Here is a 20,962-nt window from a genome sequence, read left to right as displayed (position 1 = left end):
CCGGTCCCCAACCCCGGCGTTGCGGTCTTCCGCCACCGCGCCGGCTCGGGTAAGCTGCCGATCGGCCGCCCATCCCGAACATCCCGACAGACAATCCCCCATGCAAGTCTACCTGCCGATTGCCGAGATGTCGGTCAACGCGCTGCTGGTGCTCGGCATGGGCTGGCTCGTCGGTTTCCTGTCGGGGATGTTCGGCGTCGGCGGCGGCTTCCTGATGACGCCGCTGCTGATCTTCATCGGCGTTCCCCCCGCCATCGCCGTCGGCACCCAGGCCAACCAGCTGGTCGCCGCCAGCGTGTCCGGCGTGCTGGCCCACTGGCGGCGCGGCAATGTCGACGTCAAGCTGGGGGTGGTGATGCTGGGCGGCGGCGTGCTCGGCACGGCGGTCGGCGTCTGGGTCTTCGGCATCCTGCAACGGCTGGGTCAGATCGACATCGCCATCACCCTGTCCTACGTCTTCTTCCTCGGCACCATCGGCGGGATGATGCTGGTGGAAAGCAGCCGCGCCATCCTGCGCCGGCGGGCGCCGACGGCCAAGCGGGGCAAGCTGCACCGCCATATCTGGCTGCACGGCCTGCCCTTCAAGATGCGGTTCCAGCGGTCCAAGCTGTACATCTCCGCCCTGCTGCCGGCGGGGATCGGGGCGGTCGGCGGCATGCTGGTGGCGATCATGGGCATCGGCGGCGGCTTCCTCCTGGTGCCGGCGATGATCTATCTCTTGAACATGCCGGCCGGTCTGGTCGCCGGCACCTCGCTGTTCCAGATCATCTTCACCACCGCGGCGGCCACCCTGTTGCAGGCCGCCACCAACCAGACGGTCGACGCCATGCTGGCGCTGCTGCTGCTGATCGGCGGCGTGATCGGCGCCCAGTTCGGCACCCGGGCCGGGTCGCGACTGCGCGGCGAGACCGCCCGGCTGGCGCTGGCGCTGATCGTGGTGGCGGTGGCGCTGAAGCTGGCCTGGGATCTGTTCTCCCGTCCCGACGACCTGTTCACCCTGACCATGGGGCTGAGATGAGCGGGGGGCTGGGATGATGCCCCTGTGGACGAAACGCCGGCTGGCGCAGGGGGCGGCGGCGCTGACCGGGCTGCTGCTGGGCGGCCTGGTGGCGGCGACGGTGTGGGCGCAGCAACTGGTCGCCGACCTGTCGAGCCATCTGATCGCCATCACCACCGGCTTCACCGGGACGGAGGTCGTGCTGTTCGGCACCACCGATGGGGCGGGCGACGTCGCCATCGTCGTCACCGGCCCGCGCGCGCCCGCCACCGTCCGCCGCAAGCAGCGGGTGGCCGGCATGTGGATGAACACCGACAGCCTGCGCTTCGACCAGGTCCCCAGCTTCTACACGGTGGCGGTCAGCCGGCCGCTCGACCAGCTGGTCGGCCGTCCGGTGCTGGAACGCCACCAGCTGGGCCTGCCCTATCTGCAACTGCCGGCCGATCCCGGTCTGATCGCCGGGGTGCCGTCGGACGAGCTCGCCGCCTACCGCGGCGCGCTGATCCGCAACAAGCAGCGCCAGGGCCTCTATGCCATCACCGTGGGACAGGTCGCCTTCCTGGGCGAACGGCTGTTCCGCACCAACATCTATTTCCCGGCCAATGTCCCGACCGGGCTGTACAATGTCGAGGCCCTGCTGATTCGTGACGGCGAGGTGGTCAGCGCCCAGACCACGCCGCTGGTGGTGTCCAAGATCGGGTTCAGCGCCGAAGTCTCCGACTTCGCCCGCAACCGTCCGGTCACCTACGGGGTGGCCGCCGTCATCGGCGCCATCGCGGCCGGCTGGGCGGCCGGCGCCGCATTCCGCCGGGTCTAAGGCCGAGAAGGGGATCGAGATGACCGACGCGACGCAGTCCACGGGTTCCGGGGCGCAACCGCCCAAGCCGGTGCGCATCTTCCTGGTGGTGGTCGACGACAGCCCGGAGCTGAAGGTGGCGCTGCGCTACGCCTGCCTGCGCGCCCGCAAGTCGGGCGGCAAGGTGGCGCTGCTGACCGTTCTGGAAAAGGGCGAGATGCAGCACTGGCTGGCGGTGGAGAACCTGATCCGCGAGGAACGGCGCGCCGAGGCCGAGCAGATGCTCCAGAAGCTGGCGCGCGAGGTCAACCAGCTGACCGGCACCCTGCCGGCGCTCTATGTCCGCGAAGGCAACCGCACCGAGGAGGTGCTGGCCCTGATCGGCGAGGAGCCGAGCATCTCCATCCTGGTGCTGGCCGCCGGCACCGACCCGGAAGGCCCCGGCCCGCTGATCTCCTATTACACCGGGCGCGGGCTGGGGCGGCTGCGCATCCCGCTGACCATCGTCCCCGGCGGGCTCAGCAACGAGGCGCTCGACGCGATCACCTAGAGTGCGATCGGTTCAGACGGACTCTGGGCTCCGGCACGCAGGTAAGGATAGGGCCGGCGCATGCCGGATGCCGAATACCCACACAGTCCGGGTCCTTGATCCGTCCGGCGTTTCGGCCCAGATTTCCCCCAATCGTGCCGCGGCCCAATCCCGGGCGCGCCGGCGGTTCCATTCCGCCGCCGATGGAGGACCAGACCATGTTCATTCAGACCGAGCAGACGCCCAACCCGGCGACTCTCAAGTTCCTGCCGGGGCGTGACGTGCTCGGACGCGGCACCGCCGACTTCACCGGCCGCGAGGATGCCGCCCGTTCGCCGCTCGCCCAGCGCCTGTTCGAAATCGAGGGCGTCGTCGGCGTCTTCCTCGGCGCCGACTTCATCACCATCACCAAGACCGACGCCCGTGACTGGTTCCTGCTGAAGCCGTCGATCCTCGGCGTCATCATGGAGCATTTCACCGCCGACCGTCCGGTCCTGCTGGAGGAGGGCGGCGACGGCCATGCCGCGGCGGCGAGCGCCGACGACGAGGAGATCGTCGAGCAGATCAAGGAGCTGCTGGACACCCGCGTCCGTCCGTCGGTCGCCCAGGATGGCGGCGACATCACCTTCCAGGGCTTCGAGCGCGGCGTCGTCTATCTGGCGATGAAGGGGGCCTGCTCCGGCTGCCCCAGCTCCACCGCCACGCTGAAGCACGGCATCGAGAACATGCTGCGCCACTACATTCCCGAAGTGGTCGAAGTCCGCGCCGTCCAGTAAGGATCGCCTTTGGGGCTATATTGGGCCGATGCCGGTCCGCCCTTGATGTGGCGGGCCGGCATTCCCATGCTGGCTCGCATGATCATCTCCGCCAGCTACAAGACAGACATCCCCGCCTTCTACGGGCGCTGGTTCCTGAACCGCCTCGACGCCGGCCATTGCCGGATGGTCAATCCTTACGGCGGCCAGACCCATCGCATCGACCTGACCCGGCCGGCGGTGGATGGGTTCATCTTCTGGACCAAGAATCTGGGGCCGTTCCTCGGCGCGCTGGACAGCGTGGCGGAGCGGGGCTTTCCCTTCATCGCGCAGTACAGCGTCACCGGATTGCCGACCGCGCTGGAGCGCTCGGTCCCGGCCTGGGAGACGGCGGTCGGTCATCTGGCGCGGGTGCGCGACCGTTGGGGGCCGCGCGCCGCGGTCTGGCGCTACGACCCCATCCTGCTGACCGACGCGACGCCGCCGAACTGGCACCGCGGGAGTTTCGCCCGGATCGCGCGGGCGCTGCGCGGGGTGACGGACGAGGTGGTGGTGTCCTTTCTCCAGCCCTACCGCAAGACCGCGAGCAACCTCGCCGCCGCCGGCATCGGCTGGCGCGATCCGGCGGCGGCGGAGAAACGCGCGCTGCTGGCGGAGTTGGCCGGGATCGCGGCGGGGGAGGGGATGGCGCTGACGCTCTGCACCCAGCCCGAGCTGGTGGGCATCCCCGGCACGGCGCCGGCCCGCTGCGTCGATGCGTTGCGGCTGTCGGATGTCGCGGGGTATCCGGTGGCCGCGCGGGAGAAGGGCAACCGGCCCGGTTGCCTGTGCGCCGAAAGCCGCGACATCGGCGATTACGACAGCTGCCCGCACGGCTGCGTCTATTGCTACGCGGTTGCCGATCGCGGGACGGCGCAGCGGCGTTTCGCCGCGCATGACCCGGATGGGGAATTTCTGGTAGCGCGGCGGGTGGCGCCTTCCTGAACCATCCTTACGGACAGACCTTCCGCACCGTCTCGACCAGCTTTTCCGGGTTGAAGGGCTTCACCAGCCAGCCGGTGGCGCCGGCTTCGCGGCCGGCGGTCTTCTTGGTGGGGTCGGCTTCGGTGGTCAGCAGCAGGACCGGGGTGGCGCGGTTGGTGGCCGAGGCGCGGATGGCGCGGGTCAGGGCCAGCCCGTCCAGGCCCGGCATGTTCAGGTCGGTGATGATGCAGTCGAACCTGCGCTGGTTGACCAGGGCCAGACCGGCATTCCCGTCCGGCGCCTCCGCCACCTCATAGCCGGCGCCTTTCAGCGTGAAGCCGACCATGTCGCGGATGGTCTTGGAATCGTCGACGGTCAGGACATTCTTGGGCATGGTCGGCGGCTCCGCTTGCTCGGCCCGGAAATCGGTCCGGGAAATCAACGGGACAGGCCTAGGCACTTTACCGCCGACCGTCAACCTCTGGTATCCCGTATTTCGAATAACGGAACCCCCCGGCCCGGCGGCATCGCCGTCGAACCGGGGGGCTGTTGGAAATCAACCTGTCACGCCTTCGTATCGACATGTTGCGCGCCGGCGTCGCCGCCCTTGGCGACGCCGACCATCGCTTCGCGCAGCAGCCGGCCATGGATGGTGTAGCCGGGTTGCAGCACCTGGACGACGGTGCCGGCCGCCTTGCCGGTATTCTCGATCTCGAACATCACCTGATGGAAGTTGGGGTCGAACGGTTCGCCGGCCGGGTCCAGCTTCTTGATGCCGGCGCGGTCGAAGGCGGCGAACAGTTGGCGTTCGGTCGCCTCGACACCGACGGCGAGGCCTTTCAGCATCTCGTCCCGCTCGCGGCCTTCGGCCGGCACGGCGTCGAGCGCGCGGCGCAGATTGTCGGCGACCGACACCAGTTCCTTGGCGAAGCTGGACACCGCGAACTTGGTGGCATCCTCGCGGTCACGCTGGGCGCGGCGGCGGGTGTTCTCCGTCTCCGCCATGGCGCGCAGCAGCTGGTCCTTCAGGCTGGCGACTTCGGCCTCCAGCTTGGCGACGCGGTCCTCGGGAGAACCGGAGCCCGCCTGGCCGGCATCCGTCTGGCTGGCGGCGGCGGTGTCGGCGGTGGTCTCGGTCGGCTCGGCCGTGGCGTCGGAGGGCTTGTTCTGCTCTTCGCTCATGGTTTTCTCAATTCTTGCTTGGTCAAAGGCGGAGGGGGGTGGGAGCGATGGTCAGCCGATCAGCCGGCTGACCACCTTGGCGGTGTAATCCACCAGCGGAATGATGCGGGCGTAATTCAGGCGGGTCGGGCCGATGACGCCGATGGCGCCGATCACCTGCTCGCGGCTGTTCTGGAAGGGCGAGATGATCATCGAACAGCCGGAATGGCTGAACAGCACATTCTCCGCGCCGATGAAGATCTGCACGCCGTCGCCGCGCCCGGTGGCGTCCAGCATGCGCAGCATCGTCTCCTTGGTCTCCAGCGCCTCGAACAGGCCGCGCACGCGTTCCAGGTCGGAGAGCGCCGTGACGTCCTCCAGCAGGCGGGACTGGCCGCGGACGATCAGCTGGCCGGCGTTGGCTCCGGCGCTGCCGGCCCAGGTGGCCAGCCCGGCGGCGACCACCTTGCGCGACAGCTCGTCCAGCTGGGTCTTCTGCTGTTCGATCTCCTGCATGACCTCCTGCCGGGCCTCGTCCAGCGTGCGGCCGGCGAGCTTGGCGCTGAGGAAGTTCGACACCGTTTGCAGGGTGGAGGTCGGAACCCCCAGCGGCACCTCGATCACCCGGTTCTCGACCAGCCCGTCCTCGTTCACCAGGACGACCAGGGCGCGGCCGGGGCCGAGCGACACGAACTCGATGTGTTTCAGCGGCCGGTCGGTCTTGGGCGCCACCACCAGGCCGGCGCAGTGCGACAGGCCGGACAGCATGGTCGACGCCTCGCCCAGCACGTCGGCGAAGGCGCGGCCGGAGGCGGAGCATTTCGCCTCGATCGAGGCGCGCTCGTCCTCGGTCAGCGACCCGATCTCCAGCAGGCCGTCGACGAACATGCGCAGGCCGGCGTCGGTCGGGATGCGGCCGGCCGAGGTGTGCGGGGCATAGAGCAGCCCCTGCTCCTCCAGGTCGGCCATCACGTTGCGGATGGTCGCGGGCGACAGGGCCATGCCAAGCCGCCGCGAGATCGTGCGCGAGCCGACCGGCTCGCCCGACGCGACATAGGCGTCGACGATCAGCCGGAAGATCTCGCGCGATCGCTGGTTCAGCTCGTTGATCATGGGCCGTTGATCATGGACTAGGGCGGTCGTGCTTCCGTTCGGGCTCGGCGGTCGCGGACGGGGAAGTCCGTCAACCGGTCCGAATTTAGGCAGGTCCGACCGCCGAATCAACTTGCGGGGCGAAGAAGCTCCGCGGCGCCGTGACCGCCCCTTATTCTTCCGTCAGGAAACCGCGGTACTGGGCGGCGATGGCGCCGACCGCCGCCTCGTACAGGCGCCGGCCATGCTCGGGCCGGGCGAGGCCGGGGGCGGAGCCGATGCGGCCGTCGGGATAGCGGCGGCGGAAGTCGCGGGCGTCGTGGAAGCCGCCGGCCGGCGCCTGTTCCGGCTCCATCGCCACGGTCTTGATCGAGTCGGGATAGGCGTATTGGGTCAGCGCCACCTCGCTGGGGGTGGCGTGCGACCCCTCCTTGCCCTGGTACAGCTCGCGCGACAGCCGGCCGACCTCGGCATTCTCCCACCAGTTCACCAGGGCGCAGCGCAGGTCCGGCGCCTCGCGGCCGCGCTGCGCCCGGTTCTCCGCATGGATCTCGTAGAAGGCGGCGCGGATGGTGGCGATGTTGCCGCCATGGCCGTTGACGAAGAAGAAGCGCGCGAACCCGTGTTCGACCAGCGAGCCGACATAGTCGCGCAGCACGGCGATCAGGGTGGACGGCTTCAGCGTCATCGAGCCGGGGAATTCCATGTGATGGACCGCCATGCCGACCGGGATCGTCGGGCCGACCAGCGCGCCGGTGGCGTCGCCGACGCCCCGCGCGATCACCTCGGCGCAGATGGCGTCGGTGCCGACCAGTCCGTTCGGCCCATGCTGCTCGGTCGAGCCGATCGGCATGATGATGCCCTTGGAGGTCTTCAGATAGGACTCGACCTCGCTCCAGGTGCTGAGATGCAGTTGCACGCGTGCCTCTTCCCGCCGGGGTGATTGGTCAAACCAACATAAGCCGGCGGATTTTCTTCACCAACCCCGTCCGGCGTGGCGGGAGCCATGCGACGGACGCTTACGCGGTGTGGCGGGCTCAGGTCCGCTGCCGGTGCGGAAGCCTCAGCAGGACATCGGCGATGCCGCCGCCGGCGAGCAGGGCCGCCACGAACAGCAGGGCCGACAGCCCGTCATTGCCCAGCAGCACCAGGGCCGGGCCGGGGCAGATGCCGGCCAGCCCCCAGCCCAGCCCGAACAGGGCGGCCCCGCCGACCAGACGGCCATCGATGTGCCGGCGGTCGGGCAGGGCGATGGGGTCGCCCAGCGCCGCGACCGGTTTGCGGCGGGCGATGGCGAAGGCCGGGGCGGCGACGGCGATGGCGCCGGTCATGACGAAGGCCAGGGTCGGATCCCAGGCGCCGGCGACATCGAGAAAGGCCAGGACCCGCGCCGGATCGGTCATTCCGGCGATGATCAGCCCAAGCCCGAAGACGAAGCCGAAGAGGATGGCGGTGAGGCTGCGCATGGCCGCTCTCCTACAGATGGCGGGTGACGAAGACCGTCGCGGCGGCGACGGCCATGAAGGTCAGCGTGGCGACCAGCGAGCGCGGCGACAGGTTGGCCAGCCCGCAGACGCCATGCCCGCTGGTGCAGCCCGAGCCGATGCGGGTGCCGATGCCGACGAGCAGACCGGCGGCGATCAGCAGCGGCAGCGGCAGCAGCGCGAAGGCCGGCGCCGGTTCGATCCCCCACAGACGGGCGGCCAGCCCGGCGGCGAGCAGGCCGGCGACGAAGGCCCATTGCCAGGGGGCCGCCCCCGGACGAACCGCGCGCGCCAGGATGCCGCTGATCCCGGCGATCCGCCCATTCACCAGCAGCAACCCCGCCGCCGCCGCGCCGATCAGCGCGCCACCGGCCAACGCCTCGATCGCACCAGCTATCGTACCCGCCATCGCATCCTCTCGGTTCCAGTTCCGGCGGTTGTAGCCGCCCCCGCATCGTCATGGCTCGCCTTTCTTGCATAAATACTTTCTAATATAAAGGCGTTTGGTGACGATGCGGGGATGCGGGGGTCAGAACCGCCAGGCTAGTCCGCCGCCCAGCGCGACCTCGCTCAGCCGGATGTTGGCCTCGCCTCCGCCGAACGCGCCGGGAATGGAGCCGGAGCCCTTGACCGACGCCGGCAGCCCGTACAGGCCATAGACGCTGACATCGATGTCCTTGGTGGCGCTCCAGGTCGCGCCGGCGGTGATCTGGTGCTGGATGGCGCCCGGCGCCAGGATGTTCAGAAAGGTCTGGCCGCGCGGGATCGGCTGGGTGGTGTAGCCGTAGCCGGCGCGGACCTGCCAATCCGGCCCGATGCGGTAATTCGCGCCGATCTTGATCGAGGTGGTGTCCTTCCAGCCGAAGCCGGGGCCGTCGTCGGAGCCGAGGGCCTTGCCGGTGAACAGGCGCTGGAAGTCGTTGCCGACCGCCCCGACATCGCTGTAGGCGATCCGCCGCACATCGACGGCGATGTCGAGCGCCTCCGACGCCTTCACCGCGATGCCGACGCCATAGGCGGCGGGAACGTCGAAATCCCCCTGGTCGGCGAACAGGCCCCGGTATTTCCGCAAGCTGCCGCCATGGCTCTTCGATTGCCAGGAGGCGCCGACCGACAGCCAGGGGGTGAGCTGGCCCAGCCAGCCGATCCGCAGCCCGGCGCCCCAGGCATCGTCGCGGTCCTTGTTCGACACCGCCGAGGGCTGTTCCGACAAGCGGGCGAAGGCGCCGATGCCCTGGGCCTTGAAGCGCGTGTTGACGATGTTCAGCGCGATGCCGAGGCTGTGGCCCTCGGCGATCCGGTAGGCGACGGTCGGCGACAGGAACAGCTGCTGAAGATCGACGCCCGCCTTTCCGGTCGCCCCGAACCGGGCATAGGGATTGTCGCGGTAGTCGGTATTCATGCCGCCATTGCCGTAGACCGCCAGCCCGACCGCCAGCCGGTCGTCGATCTGGCGGACATATCCCAGATCCGGAATGTAGAACGCGCCCTTGTCGTTGCCGCCGAAGCTCTGGTCGGGGCCGAAGCCGTTGCCGCGGATCGTGCTGCTGCGGGTCGGGCGGAAATATTCGGCGCCGATATCGAACCGGTTGCCAAGCGCGGTCGCGCTGGCCGGGTTCACGGCGATGGACAGGGCCTCCTTGGGATAGGCGATGGCCGCCCCGGCCATGCCCTTGGCTTGGGTTCCCACCCCATGGGTGAAATAGCCGTCGGTCGCGGCGGCGGTGTGCGGGACGCTTGCGGCCAGCACCAGCCCGGCGATGGCGGAAAGATGGAAACGACGCATGGGCCTCTCTAACCTTTGTGTGTTTTAAAAATTTATACGATAAAGATATGCACATAAATTCTATAACTCTACTAGATAAATGAATTTTAAAACGGGAATCCCTATGCGAGCCCGGAAATACACCTTGGGATGAAAACCGTCGCGGCCATCCTCGCCAAATGGGATTGACCGTTCCGTTCCACTCCCGTCATACATTCGCAGTCAAAGAGGTTGCACAACGAGGGTCCGCCTTGGTCGCCCGCATCAACACCGTCGCGTTCCAGGGCATCGAGGTGCTGGGGATCGACGTCCAGGTCCAGATGTCCGGGGGAATCGTCGCCTTCACCGTCGTCGGCCTGCCCGACAAGGCGGTCGGCGAAAGCCGGGAGCGGGTTCGTGCCGCCCTGCATGCGCTGGGGCTGGCGCTGCCGGCCAAGCGCATCACCGTCAATCTCGCCCCCGCCGACGTGTTGAAGGAAGGCAGCCATTTCGACCTGCCGATCGCGCTCGGCCTCTTGACGGTGATGGGCGTGCTGCCCGACGCGGAGATCGCCCGCTATGTCGCGCTGGGGGAGCTGGCGCTGGACGGCGCCCTGACCCCGGTGGCCGGCGTGCTGCCCGCCGCCATCGATGCGCTGGCCAACGACCGCGGGCTGATCTGTCCGGCCGCTTGCGGCGGGGAGGCGGCCTGGGCCGGTCCCGATCTGGACGTGCTGGCGCCGGCCAACCTGCTGGCGCTGATCAACCATTTCAAGGGCACCCAGGTGCTGACCCCGCCCAAGCCGCGGATGCAGGAACGGGACGCGCCGCCGCCCGACCTGCGCGACGTGAAGGGCAACGAGACCGCCAAGCGGGCGCTGGAGGTCGCAGCCGCCGGATCGCACAATCTGTTGATGATCGGCCCGCCCGGATCCGGCAAGTCGATGCTGGCCGCCCGCCTGCCGGGCCTGCTGCCGCCGCTCGACCCGGCGGAGGCGCTGGAGGTGTCGATGATCCACAGCGTCGGCGGTCTGCTGGAGGAGGGGCGCCTGCTGCGCCAGCGCCCCTATCGCGCCCCGCACCAGTCGGCCAGCCTGCCGGCGCTGGTCGGCGGCGGCACGCGGGCCAGGCCGGGCGAGATCTCCCTGGCGCATCAGGGCGTTCTCTTCCTCGACGAGCTGCCGGAATTCCCCCGCGCGCTGCTGGAGGCGCTGCGCCAGCCGCTGGAGACCGGCAAGGCGGTGGTCAGCCGCGCCAACCACCATGTGACCTATCCGGCCCGCGTGCAACTGGTGGCGGCGATGAATCCCTGCCGTTGCGGCCATCTCGACGATGCCTCGCTCGCCTGCGCCCGCGCGCCGAAATGCGCCGCCGACTATCAATCGAAGATCAGCGGGCCGCTGTTCGACCGCATCGACCTGCATATCGATGTGCCGGCGGTCAGCCCCGCCGATCTCAGCCTGCCGCCGCCGGCGGAGGGCAGTGCCGACATCGCCGCCCGCGTCGCCGTCGCCCGCGCCGTCCAGGCCGAACGCTATGGCGGCTTCGGTCCCTACCCGGCTGGCCGGGCGGTGCGGACGAATGCCGAGGCCGACGGCGAACTGCTGGAGAGGGTGGCCTCGCCCGACGGTCCCGGCCGCGCCCTGTTGACCGAAGCGGCGGAGCGGCTGAAGCTGTCGGCCCGCGGCTATCACCGGGTGATGCGGGTGGGGCGGACGCTGGCCGATCTGGACGGGGTGGAGGGGGTCAGGCGCCGCCACATCGCCGAGGCGCTGAGCTACCGGCGGATCGCGCCGGGGCGGTGAGAGAGCTGGTTCCCGTCGCGGTCATCTCCCCGACCTGACCTCCCCTGTGCGGCGGGGGAGGGAAAGGGACCGCGGCGAAGCCTTGGCGAGGGCGGGGCCACCCGTCCAGGGTCCCTCTCACGGCCCCTCGAACACCGGCGGCTTGGCCGCTCCCGGACAGACGGTGGCCGGCACCGTCTCCTGTTCCACGAAGGTCACCGCGGCGGCCATGGCGCAATCCTCGCTGGAGGTCACGATGTGGCTGGCGGCGCGGAAGACCAGATGGCGGCTCTTGGGCAGGGTGGCGGCGGCACGGTCGCCCCATTCCGGCGGGGTGACGGGGTCGTAGGCGCCGGACAGCAGCAGCACCGGCACCGGACTGGCGACCGGCAGCCGTTCCGACGGCTCCTGATGGCCGGCGGGCCAGAGGCGGCAGACGCGCTGGCCGGGATCGTCGGCGGCGACCAGGCCGTAGGGGGCGTTGCGGCGGGCGCCGTCGGCGCGCTTCAGCGGGTCGGCGGTGTTCACCGACTCCCGGCATTCGACGGAGAAGGCCAGCCCGTCGGCGACCTCCGGATCGCCCAGCCAATTGGTCGGCGCCCATTCGGCGAGGGCGGAATACTGGTTGCGGACGGCGCGGTCGATCATCGCCGGCACGGCCGGCACCGCCTCGCTGACCGCCATCGCCTCCAGCCCGGCGGCGATCGCCGCCCCCCCGGCCAGCCGCAGGACGCGGCGGGTTTCATGGTCGCCGACCACGATGTCGACAGGGTTGCGGTCGAGTCGCTCGACCAGGCCGAGGAAGCGCTTTTCCAGATCGGGAAAGGCCGAGCGGCAGGCCCGGTTGGCGGCGCAATCGTCGAACAGGCGGCGGTAGCTGCGTTGGGCCAGCCAGGCCATCTCCTCCTGCGCGTTGACATCGGGCGGATAGACGCTGTCGAGAACGGCGGTGCGGACACGCCCGCCCTGCCGCCTCAGGATCTCGAGTCCGACCCGCGTGCCGTAGGAAACCGCGAACAGGTTCACGCGCTGGGCGCCCAGCGCCGTGGCGATGTCCAGCGCGTCTTCCGCGGCGACCGGGGTGGAGAATTGGGTGGTGTCCAGCCCCGCCGTTTGCAGCCTCGTGGCGCAGGCGCTGACGGCGGCCCGCTCCGCCGCCGCCCGCTGTTCGCGCGTCAGGGGGCGGGTGCCGCGGGTGGCGCCGACGGCGTCCAGCTCCGGGCAATCGGTGTCCGGCTCCGCCCGGCCGACACCGCGCGGGTCGAACAGGATCAGGTTGCGCGTGTGGCGGAAGGGGGCCGACAGCTCCCACCACACCTCCATCCGTTCCTCCGTCGCCTCGCCGCTGCCGAAGGGGGAGGCGCCGGGGCCACCCTCCAGGAACAGCACCGGGTCGGGGGCCGGCTGGCGGGCGGTGCTGAGCAGGACGGCGACCGGCAGGCGCAGGCCGCGGCTGTTGGGACGGTCCCGCCGTTCCGGGACCGTCACCGTTCCGCACAGGGCGGCTTCACCGTCCGGCACGGTGAACCAGCAGGGGCCGGGGGTGAAGCGCGCCTCCGCCGCCGCCGGGGGCGGTCCGCCCGCCATGGTGGCGCAAGCAAGCAGGACCGCAATCGCGGCCGGCAGCCGGAACGGCTGTGCGCGGACTTTGCGGGCGGTCATGGGCTTGATCCGATTGAAGTCTTGCTGCGGCCCCCTTGTTTGACCGAGGCGCGCCGGCTTGTCCAGGGGGCAGCGCCACGAAGGCGCCGCCAAGACCGGGAGGCGTCTTCCCCCATGGCAGAGCGCACTTGAGCCGGTTCAAATATCCTGGCCGTGATGACAAGAAATATACCGAGAGAGAAACATAATTTCTCTCCGGGATAATAAATAAAAGCTAACAGCCTTCAACAAATTCATCAGGGTTAGACCTGATTTGCGTAGCGTCTCAATAAATAGGATTGTCGATAAGAGCTATGCATCTATGAATAATCTCCAATTTATAATGGAAAACATAGTAGATACGGCGGCTGAATAGTTAATTATTATTAACCGTTCAGGGATTCTTGAGGAAACTCGGGCCCGTTCGCCGGAACGGAAAGTTGATACCGGTTTGACAATTTTCACAAAACACAGCCAGCGAACCGCTTCACCGGGGAACAGATAGATGAAAATGACGATGGGGATCGCCTTGGCGGCGATGGTGGGGCTGACCGGAAGCCCGGCTCTGGCCGACATGACGGCCAAGGATGTGCAGGTCATCGCGAAGACGCTGGGCTTCACCGTCCCGCCGCTGACCGGCGCGGTGAAGGTGGCGGTCGTCTTCGATCCCGCCTCTCCCGCCTCGCAGAAGGATGCCGACGACCTGAAGGGCATCCTCGGGTCAGGGCTGGCCGTCGGTGCGGCGACGCTGTCGCCGGTTCTGGTGCCGATCGCCCAGCTCGATGCCGGGCTGAACGGCACCGGTCTGGTCCTGGTGACCAGCGGTCTGTCGGCGCAACAGGAGCGGGTGTTCGCCGCCGCCAAGGCCAAGAAGCTGATCAGCGTCTCTCCCGATGCCGCCTGCGTCCGGTCCGGACATTGCGTGATGGGCATCAAGAGCGAGCCGAAGGTGGAGATCGTCATCAACAAGTCGGCGGCGGACGCGTCCTCGGTCAGCTTCGCCCCCGCCTTCCGCATGATGATTTCCGAGATCTGACGGCGCCTCCGGTCATTCCGCGCCTTTCCACGTCCGACGATTTTCAGGTGATAGCCATGAAGACATCCATTGTCCGGGCCATGTGCTCGGCTGCCGCCCTGCTGTCGCTTTGCCTGCCGGCCGCGGCCCAGACCATCGATTACGGCGCCTTGGAGCAATTGTTCGGCGAGCCGGTCACCACCAGCGCCACCGGCAAGCCCCAGCGCGCCAGCGACGCCCCGGTCAGCATGGAGATCATCAGCGCCGACGACATCCGCAAGAGCGGCGTGACCAACCTCCCGGACATCCTGCAACGGGTGGTCGGGCTGGACGTGGCGCGCTGGTCGACCAGTTCGGCCGATGTCGCGGTCCGCGGCTACAACAGCCCCTCAAGCCCGCGCCTACTCGTGCTGGTCAACGGTCGCCAAGTCTACATGGACCATTTCGGCGTGACCTCCTGGGGCACCATCCCGGTCGAGCTTGGCGAGATTCGCCAGATCGAGGTGGTGAAGGGTCCCAACACCGCGCTGTTCGGCTTCAACGCCGTGGGCGGCGTGGTGAACATCATCACCTACAGCCCGCTCTACGATGACGTGAACAACGTCACGGTGCGCGGCGGGACCCAGCATTACGGCGAGCTGTCGGCGGTCAAGACCGTCAAGATCGGTGACAAGGCCGGCCTGCGGCTGTCGGCCGGCGGGTCCAATTTCCATGAGTTCGACACTCCGACCATCGCTTCGAACGGCAGTGGGCCGTTCACGCCGATGCGGCGGTCCTTCAGCGCCGACGGATTGATACAGCTCACCGACAACTCGCAGCTCGGCGCCGAGCTGACCAAGGTTCATACTCGACAGAACGCTGCAAGTCCGGGATTCCAATCCGGTTCCTCGGACTTCGACACCTGGTCGGCCAAAGCCAGCTATACGGCCAACACCAGCCTTGGGCTGATCGAGGCGGTGATCTATCACACCGATCTCGATCATGACACGAAGATCGACCTGAACAGCAACGTGACCGTGGCGAAATTGCAGGATCTGTTCAAGGTCGGCACCGACCACAGCTTCCGGCTGTCCGCCGAATGGCGACGCAATCAGATGGATTCGACCAACCAGCGCGGTGGCCGGGTCTCCTACGATGTCTATTCCGCCGGCGGCATGTGGGACTGGGCGATCAACGAGAAGCTCAGTCTGGTCAACGCCCTGCGGGTCGATCATCTGAAATTGAGCCGCAGCGGCACCTTTGCCGGCCCGATCTCCTTCACCAACGCCGATTACGACCGTTCGCTGACCCAGCCCAGCTTGAACAGCAGCCTGGTCTACAAGCCGACCGAACTGGATACGCTGCGGCTTTCGGTGGCGCGCGGCGTGCAGACGCCGAGCCTGGTCGAATATGGCATCATGAATCGCGAGGGGGCGCTGTGGACCTACGGCAATCCCAAGATCAACCCGACGCTGGTCACCAACTACGAGCTTGGCTATGACCGCGCGATCTCGGCCATCGACGGGACCTTCCGCGCGTCGGTCTATTACCAGACCAACCGGGACATGAAGTATAACGCCCGAATCCTACAGCTCGGCAATCCGACGGTGGTCATGTTCGACAATGCCGGCAATTCGCGGATGGTCGGCGCCGAGGCGAGCCTGAAGGGCAAGATCGATGAGAATTGGAGCTGGAAGGCCGGCTACGCCTTCGAGAAGATCAAGGATGACTTCTCTTCGGTGACCGCGGAATTCCAGCACAGCACCCCGCGCCACAAGGTTTCCGCCGAGGTGAACTACACCAACGGCCCGTGGGAGGCCAACCTGTTCGCCCTCTACGTCTCCGAGACCGAGATGCTGCGCGGCGACCTCAACAGGTTCGTCCAGGTCCCCAACTATCTCAGCCTGTCCGCCCGCGTCGGCTACAACATCACCAAGGACGTGCAGGTCGCCCTGTCCGGCATGAACGTCAACAAGAGCGAGCAGCGCACGAGCTCCCTGCGGACCGAGGAACGGCGCGTCTTCCTGACGCTCAGCTCCAAGTTCTGACCGCGAAGCGGGAACGGGGTGGCGGATGACCGGGACCGGGGGCGCCTGTGCGCGCCGGTCCCACGCCTGCCGTCCCACGTCCGTGCATGACATCCCGCCCGCATGAAATCCCGCCTGCGTGAAATCCCGATGAGGCGACGCACATGATCCTCGCACGACCGACCTTGTCCAACCTGCCCTTCACGCTGAAGTTCCTGGTCGCGCCCAGCGTCGCGATGGCGCTGATGTGCGTTCTCGCCTATGTCGGAAACACCGGTTTCAACCGGCAGGTCGACCAGACCAACATGATCGTCGATCGCAATCTGGAATCGGCGATCCGGCTGTCCGACGTCGCGTCCCGCGTCCAGGCCGCCAATGGCGAGCTGTTCCGCATCATGAGCCGGCAGGCCGCCGGAAACGCCGGCGACCTTGTTCCCCGCTTCGCCGCGCTCCAGACCAAGCTGGACGATATTCTCCGCAGCCTGGACGACTATCGGAAGGGCTATGCCACAGGAGACCAGACCAAGCAGATCGACGACGTCGTCGCGGAATTGAAGAAGTACAAGGACGCGACCAGCTTCGTCGCCGCGATGCTGGAGATCGACTTCGCCAGCGTCGTCTCCTTCATGGAGCCGTTCGAGGAGAATTTCGCCAAGCTTTCGGTTCAGATCGGCCGGATGGTGGGCGCCGTCGCCGAGGATTCGCGCAGCCGTGCCGCGCTCTCCGCCGAGGAGGCGCAGGAGACCACCCGCTTCTTCCTGGGGCTGACCCTGGTCGGCGCGGTGCTGGTGGCGCTGACCGCCTGGATGGTGGCGCGCAGCACCGGACGGTCGATCGCCGGCATCGCCGCCGCCACGCTGCGTCTTGCCGGCAACGACACCGCCGTGGAGATCGACCGGCTCCAACGGGGGGACGAGTTGGGGGCCATCGTCACCTCGCTCGGCGTCTTCCGCGACAATGCGGTCAAGGTGCAGCGCCTACAGGCCGAACAGGATCGTCTCCAGGCCGAAGCCGAGGCTGAGAAGCGCCGGGTCATGGTCAGTCTGGCCGACGGCTTCGAGTCGAGCGTCAAGGGTGTGGTGCGCACGGTCGCCTCCGCCTGCTCCGGGCTGCGCAGCAGCGCCGCCGTGATGCGGGAGACCGCCGACGGCGCCTTCCGGCAGTCGAGCGATGTCGCCCAGGCCGGGATCGAGATGTCCGGCAATGTCTCCACCGTCGCCACCGCGGTGGAGGAGATGACCTCCTCCATCGGCGAGATCGCCCAGCAGGTCGAGCGCTCAGCTTCGATCGCCCGGCAGGCGGTGGAACGCGCCAAGTCGACCGACGCGACCATCGGCGAACTGGCGGAACTGGCCGTGCGCATCGGCGACATCGTCGCGATGATCCATGGCATTTCCGGCCAGACCAACCTTTTGGCGCTGAACGCCACCATCGAGGCGGCGCGGGCGGGGGAGGCGGGCAAGGGCTTCGCCGTCGTCGCCAGCGAGGTCAAGAGCCTCGCCAGCCAGACCGGCAAGGCCACCGAGGAGATCTCCGCCCAGATCGGCGCCATCCAGGAACGGACCCAGGCGTCCGTCGCGGCGATCCGCGGCATCAGCCACACCATCGAGCAGATGAACAGCATCGCCGGCGGCATCGCCGCCGCGGTGGAGCAGCAGGCCGCCGCCACCCGCGAGATCAGCCGCAACATCCAGCAGGCGGCGACCACCACCGACAGCGTGTCGCAGAACATCGGTGACGTGCGGGACGCCGCCCGGACCGTGGGCCACAGCGCCGATGGCGTGCTGAGCGCGGCACAGGATCTGACGGCGCAATCCCAGTCGCTGGAATCGGAGATCGACGCCTTCCTGGCCCGCGTGCGGGCTTGAGGGCCGGAGCCGGCGCGTTCCGGAGAAAGCCGGCGGAGCGATCCGTCGGCTTTCCTCTTGACTGAATATATCCGTAATCGGATGTTATCCATGAGGGGAAACCGGGAAGCCCTTCGACCTCGCATATAGGAGAATCCCATGGGAAGTTTGTGGACGGCCATGCGCAGACGCTGGCTCGATTCCGGCGGAATGGCCCGTTTGGGCGGTTTGAACGACCATCTGCTGCGTGACATCGGTCTTGCCGATGGCGACGGACCGGGTGGCGTGACGGCGGTCGACCGCCATCCGCTGTCCGGCCGCCGCCTTGCGCCTTATCGCATCCGCGATCGGAACCTATCGGACGCGCGGACATTTTTGACCTTGCAACCGTATCGCTGAGCGGCGATACCGGACTTGCCGGCCTCCCGCGCCGGCGTCACCCAACCACAGGAGAGATTCGATGAAAGCCATCGTAGCCACTGCCTGGACTCGCCGATCGGGCGATCCGGCCATCAACGCCGCCGACATGGCCATCAACCCAGCTATCAACCCGGCCGCCAATCACGCCCAACCGGCCCGGCTTCTTCCCGCGGCCTTCGAACGTGAATTCCGGATATCGAGAGGATCCTATGTCTGTCTTCCTGGGTTTTTGCGGTCATCGTCTCTTCGTTGAACACGCCCGCTGGGCATCGCCGGCCGGGTCCTTCGACCTGCGGCGTGAGAACGGGGAAGTCATCCTATGGCTTGGACGCCTGAACATCATCTACACACCGGCCCGCTGGGGACCACCCTCCCGCGCTGCATAGCGCGCGGCGTCGCGGAGGCCCGCTGAATGCCGGCCCGCGTTCGTCATGACGAGGTCCTTACCGTCGTCCAGGTGCTTGAGGCGTTCCGCAAGCTCGACCCCGACCTGCCCATCCAGTATGCGCTGAGTTTCATGACCATCGCGCAAAGCGAAGGCATCTCCATCGGCGAACTGGCGGAACGCCTGGGCATCGCCCAATCCTCCGCGTCGCGCAACGTCGCGGCGCTCAGCCGCTGGCACAGCTTTGGCAAGGCCGGCCTCGATCTGGTGCAGGCGCAGGAAGACCCGCGCGAGCGCCGCCGCAAGATCGTCACCCTGACCGACAAGGGCCGTGAGTTCCTGGACGCGCTGCGCGCCATCGTGAACCCGCCCGACCTGCGCCGTCCCGCCAGGACGGCCTGATCCAGGACCGCTTGATCGACGCGGTCAGGCGACCCCGTCCAGCGCGCCGCGCAACATGCCGACCAGCGTGCGCACCGTCAGTTCCTGCCGCTCCAGCGACAGACCGCCGAAGCGGCGCAGCGCCGCCGCCCGCTCGGGCAGCGGCGGCATGTGGAAGAAGCCGTAGGGGACATCCAGCCCGGCGCTCTCGATGATGTGACGCGCCCGGTAGAACAGATGGTTGCCGAGGAATCCGCCGGAGAAATCGCCGAAGGTCACCGGCAGACCGGCCATCGACAATTCCCGCATCACGCGGGGCACCGGCAGGGTGCTGCCATAGGCGGTCGGCCCGTCCGCCACGATATCGGCATGCTCGCGCACCGTGCCGGTCGCGTCGGGCAGCGGGCTTTCGTCCCGGTTCCAGGCCAAACGCTCGAGCCGGATATAGTCGCTCGTCTCCAGGCAGGCGAAGCCGAGCGCCGCCAGCGGCCGGTGTTCCGCCAGCAGGGCGGCGAAGACCTCGCCGCAGACATCATACACAGGGGGAAGGGTCGCGGTGACGACCCCCGGCTCCCGCGCCAGCCGCTCCATCAGCAGCGCGGTCTGATCGGCGGCCCAGGGATGAGCCGGGAGATGGTCTTGGATATGGTCCGGGGACTGATCCGACGCGCCGTCCGGGAAGGACCCGAACGGCGCGAAGCCGGTGATCAGGATGGGGGGCGTCACGGGCATGGCATCCTTACCGGCGCATCCTTACTCGCACATCCTTATGGCCGCAGCAGGCCGATGATGTCCTTCACGTCGTTCAGGTTCTTCTCGGCGATGGCGGCGGCGCGCTCGCCGCCCTTCTTCAACAGCCGGTCGATCTCCGCCTTGTCGCCCAGCAGCTCCTTCATGCGGCTGGTGATCGGCGCCAGCTTGTCCACCGACAGATCGACCAGCGACTTCTTGAAGTCGGAGAATTGGGAACCGGCGAACTGCGCCAGCACCTGTTCGCGCGACTGGCCGGCCAGCGCGCCATAGATGGTGACGAGATTGTCGGCCTCCGGACGGGCCTCCAGCTCGGTGACCGTCTCCGGCAGCGGTTCCGGGTCGGTCTTGGCCTTGCGGATCTTCTGGGCGATGGTGTCGGCGTCGTCGGTCATGTTGATGCGCGAATATTCGGACTCGTCCGACTTCGACATCTTCTTCTTGCCGTCGCGCAGGCTCATCACCCGCGTCGCCTCGCCCAGGATCTGCGGCTCGGGCAGCGGGAAGAACTCGGTCTCGTAGCGGCGGTTGAAGGCGCCGGCGATGTCGCGCGCCAGTTCCAGATGCTGCTTCTGGTCCTCGCCCACCGGCACATGGGTCGCCTTGTACAGCAGGATGTCGGCGGCCATCAGGGTGGGGTAGGCGTACAGGCCCAGATTGGCCATGTCCTTCTGCTTGCCGGCCTTCTCCTTGAACTGGGTCATGCGGTTCAGCCAGCCGAGCGGCGTGTGGCAGGACAGGATCCAGCCAAGCTCGGCATGGCCCGGCACGACCGACTGGTTGAACAGGATGTTCTTGTCCGGGTCGATGCCGGCGGCGATATAGGCTGCGGCGACCTCGCGGATGTTGTTGCGCAGGACCTCGGGGTCCTGGTCGATGGTCAGCGCGTGCAGGTCGACGACGCAGAAGATGCACTCGTAGCTGTTCTGCAACTCCACCCAGTTGCGCAGCGCCCCCAGATAGTTGCCGAGGTGAAGCTGCCGGGTCGGCTGCATGCCGGAGAAAATGCGGTTCACGGGTGGTCTCGCTCGAAAACTCTGGGAGGCGGCAGTTATCGCCCCCCGAAGTCCGCCGGTCAAGGCGCGGCGGTTGTCAGGTGCGTCGTCTGATCGATATCAGGGAAGCCATTGCCGGCACGGGACATGGCCATGGCGGAAACGTTCGGACTTGCGCCTGAGTGAAAATCTCCAAGCCCATGACAAAACAGCGGAA

The 20,962-nt window shown here is 67.8% G+C and carries 22 protein-coding genes; 12 read left to right on the top strand and 10 right to left on the bottom strand.

The features are described 5' to 3' along the window. The first annotated feature begins 100 nt into the window (after positions 1-100). From AZL_RS15125 to AZL_RS15105, 5 genes are all read left to right on the top strand, one after another. Positions 101-1,018, top strand: coding sequence for a sulfite exporter TauE/SafE family protein (locus AZL_RS15125; RefSeq protein WP_012975372.1), 918 nt, complete (start codon positions 101-103; stop codon positions 1,016-1,018). 13 nt (positions 1,019-1,031) lie between these two features. Next, positions 1,032-1,814 (top strand): TIGR02186 family protein, encoded by a 783-nt coding sequence (locus tag AZL_RS15120; protein WP_012975371.1) that lies wholly within the window; start codon positions 1,032-1,034, stop codon positions 1,812-1,814. Between the two features lie 19 nt (positions 1,815-1,833). Continuing rightward, a complete protein-coding gene (locus AZL_RS15115; RefSeq protein ID WP_012975370.1) occupies positions 1,834-2,343 on the top strand; it encodes a universal stress protein in 510 nt (169 codons plus the stop codon). Positions 2,344-2,540: 197 nt separating this feature from the next. Further along, entirely contained in the window at positions 2,541-3,098 is a 558-nt protein-coding gene (locus AZL_RS15110; RefSeq protein ID WP_012975369.1) for a NifU family protein, read from the top strand. 78 nt (positions 3,099-3,176) lie between these two features. Then, entirely contained in the window at positions 3,177-4,061 is an 885-nt protein-coding gene (locus AZL_RS15105; protein WP_012975368.1) for a DUF1848 domain-containing protein, read from the top strand. 7 nt (positions 4,062-4,068) lie between these two features. Here AZL_RS15105 and AZL_RS15100 read toward each other — a convergent pair whose 3' ends face one another. The 7 genes from AZL_RS15100 to AZL_RS15070 form a co-directional block, all read right to left on the bottom strand. Next, positions 4,069-4,434 (bottom strand): response regulator, encoded by a 366-nt coding sequence (locus AZL_RS15100; RefSeq protein WP_012975367.1) that lies wholly within the window; start codon positions 4,432-4,434, stop codon positions 4,069-4,071. A gap of 170 nt (positions 4,435-4,604) precedes the next feature. Then, positions 4,605-5,222 carry a nucleotide exchange factor GrpE gene (gene grpE, locus AZL_RS15095; RefSeq protein WP_012975366.1) on the bottom strand — a complete coding sequence of 206 codons (618 nt, stop codon included), beginning with the start codon at positions 5,220-5,222 and terminating at the stop codon, positions 4,605-4,607. 51 nt (positions 5,223-5,273) lie between these two features. Continuing rightward, on the bottom strand, positions 5,274-6,314 hold the full coding sequence (hrcA, locus tag AZL_RS15090) for a heat-inducible transcriptional repressor HrcA (protein ID WP_012975365.1): 1,041 nt from the start codon (positions 6,312-6,314) through the stop codon (positions 5,274-5,276). Between the two features lie 151 nt (positions 6,315-6,465). Then, positions 6,466-7,212, bottom strand: coding sequence for a creatininase family protein (locus AZL_RS15085; RefSeq protein ID WP_012975364.1), 747 nt, complete (start codon positions 7,210-7,212; stop codon positions 6,466-6,468). 118 nt (positions 7,213-7,330) lie between these two features. Next, the gene (locus tag AZL_RS15080) at positions 7,331-7,759 is read right to left on the bottom strand and encodes a DUF6691 family protein (RefSeq protein ID WP_012975363.1); all 429 of its coding nucleotides are present in this window, start codon (positions 7,757-7,759) and stop codon (positions 7,331-7,333) included. 10 nt (positions 7,760-7,769) lie between these two features. Beyond that, a complete protein-coding gene (locus AZL_RS15075; protein ID WP_012975362.1) occupies positions 7,770-8,186 on the bottom strand; it encodes a YeeE/YedE family protein in 417 nt (138 codons plus the stop codon). 120 nt (positions 8,187-8,306) lie between these two features. Next, a complete protein-coding gene (locus AZL_RS15070; RefSeq protein ID WP_012975361.1) occupies positions 8,307-9,563 on the bottom strand; it encodes an OmpP1/FadL family transporter in 1,257 nt (418 codons plus the stop codon). A 230-nt stretch (positions 9,564-9,793) separates the two neighbouring features. On the opposite strand from AZL_RS15070, the gene AZL_RS15065 reads away from it, so the two are divergent. Beyond that, positions 9,794-11,326, top strand: a complete 1,533-nt coding sequence (locus AZL_RS15065; protein WP_012975360.1) for a YifB family Mg chelatase-like AAA ATPase — start codon at positions 9,794-9,796, stop codon at positions 11,324-11,326. Between the two features lie 117 nt (positions 11,327-11,443). On the opposite strand, the gene AZL_RS15060 is transcribed toward AZL_RS15065, so the two are convergent. Next, positions 11,444-12,967: an alpha/beta fold hydrolase gene (locus AZL_RS15060; RefSeq protein WP_012975359.1), complete on the bottom strand. Its 1,524-nt coding sequence runs from the start codon at positions 12,965-12,967 to the stop codon at positions 11,444-11,446. Positions 12,968-13,451: 484 nt separating this feature from the next. Here AZL_RS15060 and AZL_RS15055 point away from each other — a divergent pair, with 484 nt between their 5' ends. From AZL_RS15055 to AZL_RS15035, 6 genes are all read left to right on the top strand, one after another. Further along, entirely contained in the window at positions 13,452-13,982 is a 531-nt protein-coding gene (locus tag AZL_RS15055) for a hypothetical protein (RefSeq protein ID WP_012975358.1), read from the top strand. Between the two features lie 56 nt (positions 13,983-14,038). Beyond that, positions 14,039-15,988, top strand: a complete 1,950-nt coding sequence (locus AZL_RS15050) for a TonB-dependent receptor plug domain-containing protein (protein ID WP_042443283.1) — start codon at positions 14,039-14,041, stop codon at positions 15,986-15,988. Between the two features lie 143 nt (positions 15,989-16,131). Beyond that, entirely contained in the window at positions 16,132-17,835 is a 1,704-nt protein-coding gene (locus tag AZL_RS15045) for a methyl-accepting chemotaxis protein (protein ID WP_012975356.1), read from the top strand. Positions 17,836-17,973: 138 nt separating this feature from the next. After that, on the top strand, positions 17,974-18,213 hold the full coding sequence (locus tag AZL_RS15040; RefSeq protein ID WP_148219340.1) for a hypothetical protein: 240 nt from the start codon (positions 17,974-17,976) through the stop codon (positions 18,211-18,213). Positions 18,214-18,274: 61 nt separating this feature from the next. Further along, complete coding sequence (locus AZL_RS35570) at positions 18,275-18,487, top strand: hypothetical protein (protein WP_148219339.1); 213 nt, start codon at positions 18,275-18,277, stop codon at positions 18,485-18,487. A 159-nt stretch (positions 18,488-18,646) separates the two neighbouring features. Next, positions 18,647-19,021: a MarR family winged helix-turn-helix transcriptional regulator gene (locus AZL_RS15035; protein ID WP_012975355.1), complete on the top strand. Its 375-nt coding sequence runs from the start codon at positions 18,647-18,649 to the stop codon at positions 19,019-19,021. A gap of 24 nt (positions 19,022-19,045) precedes the next feature. Here the strand turns inward: AZL_RS15035 and AZL_RS15030 are convergent, their stop codons facing one another. Next, positions 19,046-19,732, bottom strand: a complete 687-nt coding sequence (locus AZL_RS15030) for a pyrrolidone-carboxylate peptidase (protein ID WP_012975354.1) — start codon at positions 19,730-19,732, stop codon at positions 19,046-19,048. A 35-nt stretch (positions 19,733-19,767) separates the two neighbouring features. Beyond that, complete coding sequence (gene trpS, locus AZL_RS15025; RefSeq protein WP_012975353.1) at positions 19,768-20,766, bottom strand: tryptophan--tRNA ligase; 999 nt, start codon at positions 20,764-20,766, stop codon at positions 19,768-19,770. Positions 20,767-20,962: the final 196 nt, after the last annotated feature.

Origin of the sequence: Azospirillum sp. B510 (assembly GCF_000010725.1) — a bacterium.
Taxonomy (GTDB): Bacteria; Pseudomonadota; Alphaproteobacteria; order Azospirillales; family Azospirillaceae; genus Azospirillum; species Azospirillum lipoferum_B.
The sequence above is the reverse complement of the archived record's forward strand: the minus strand, read 5'-3'. Positions and strand labels throughout refer to the sequence as shown.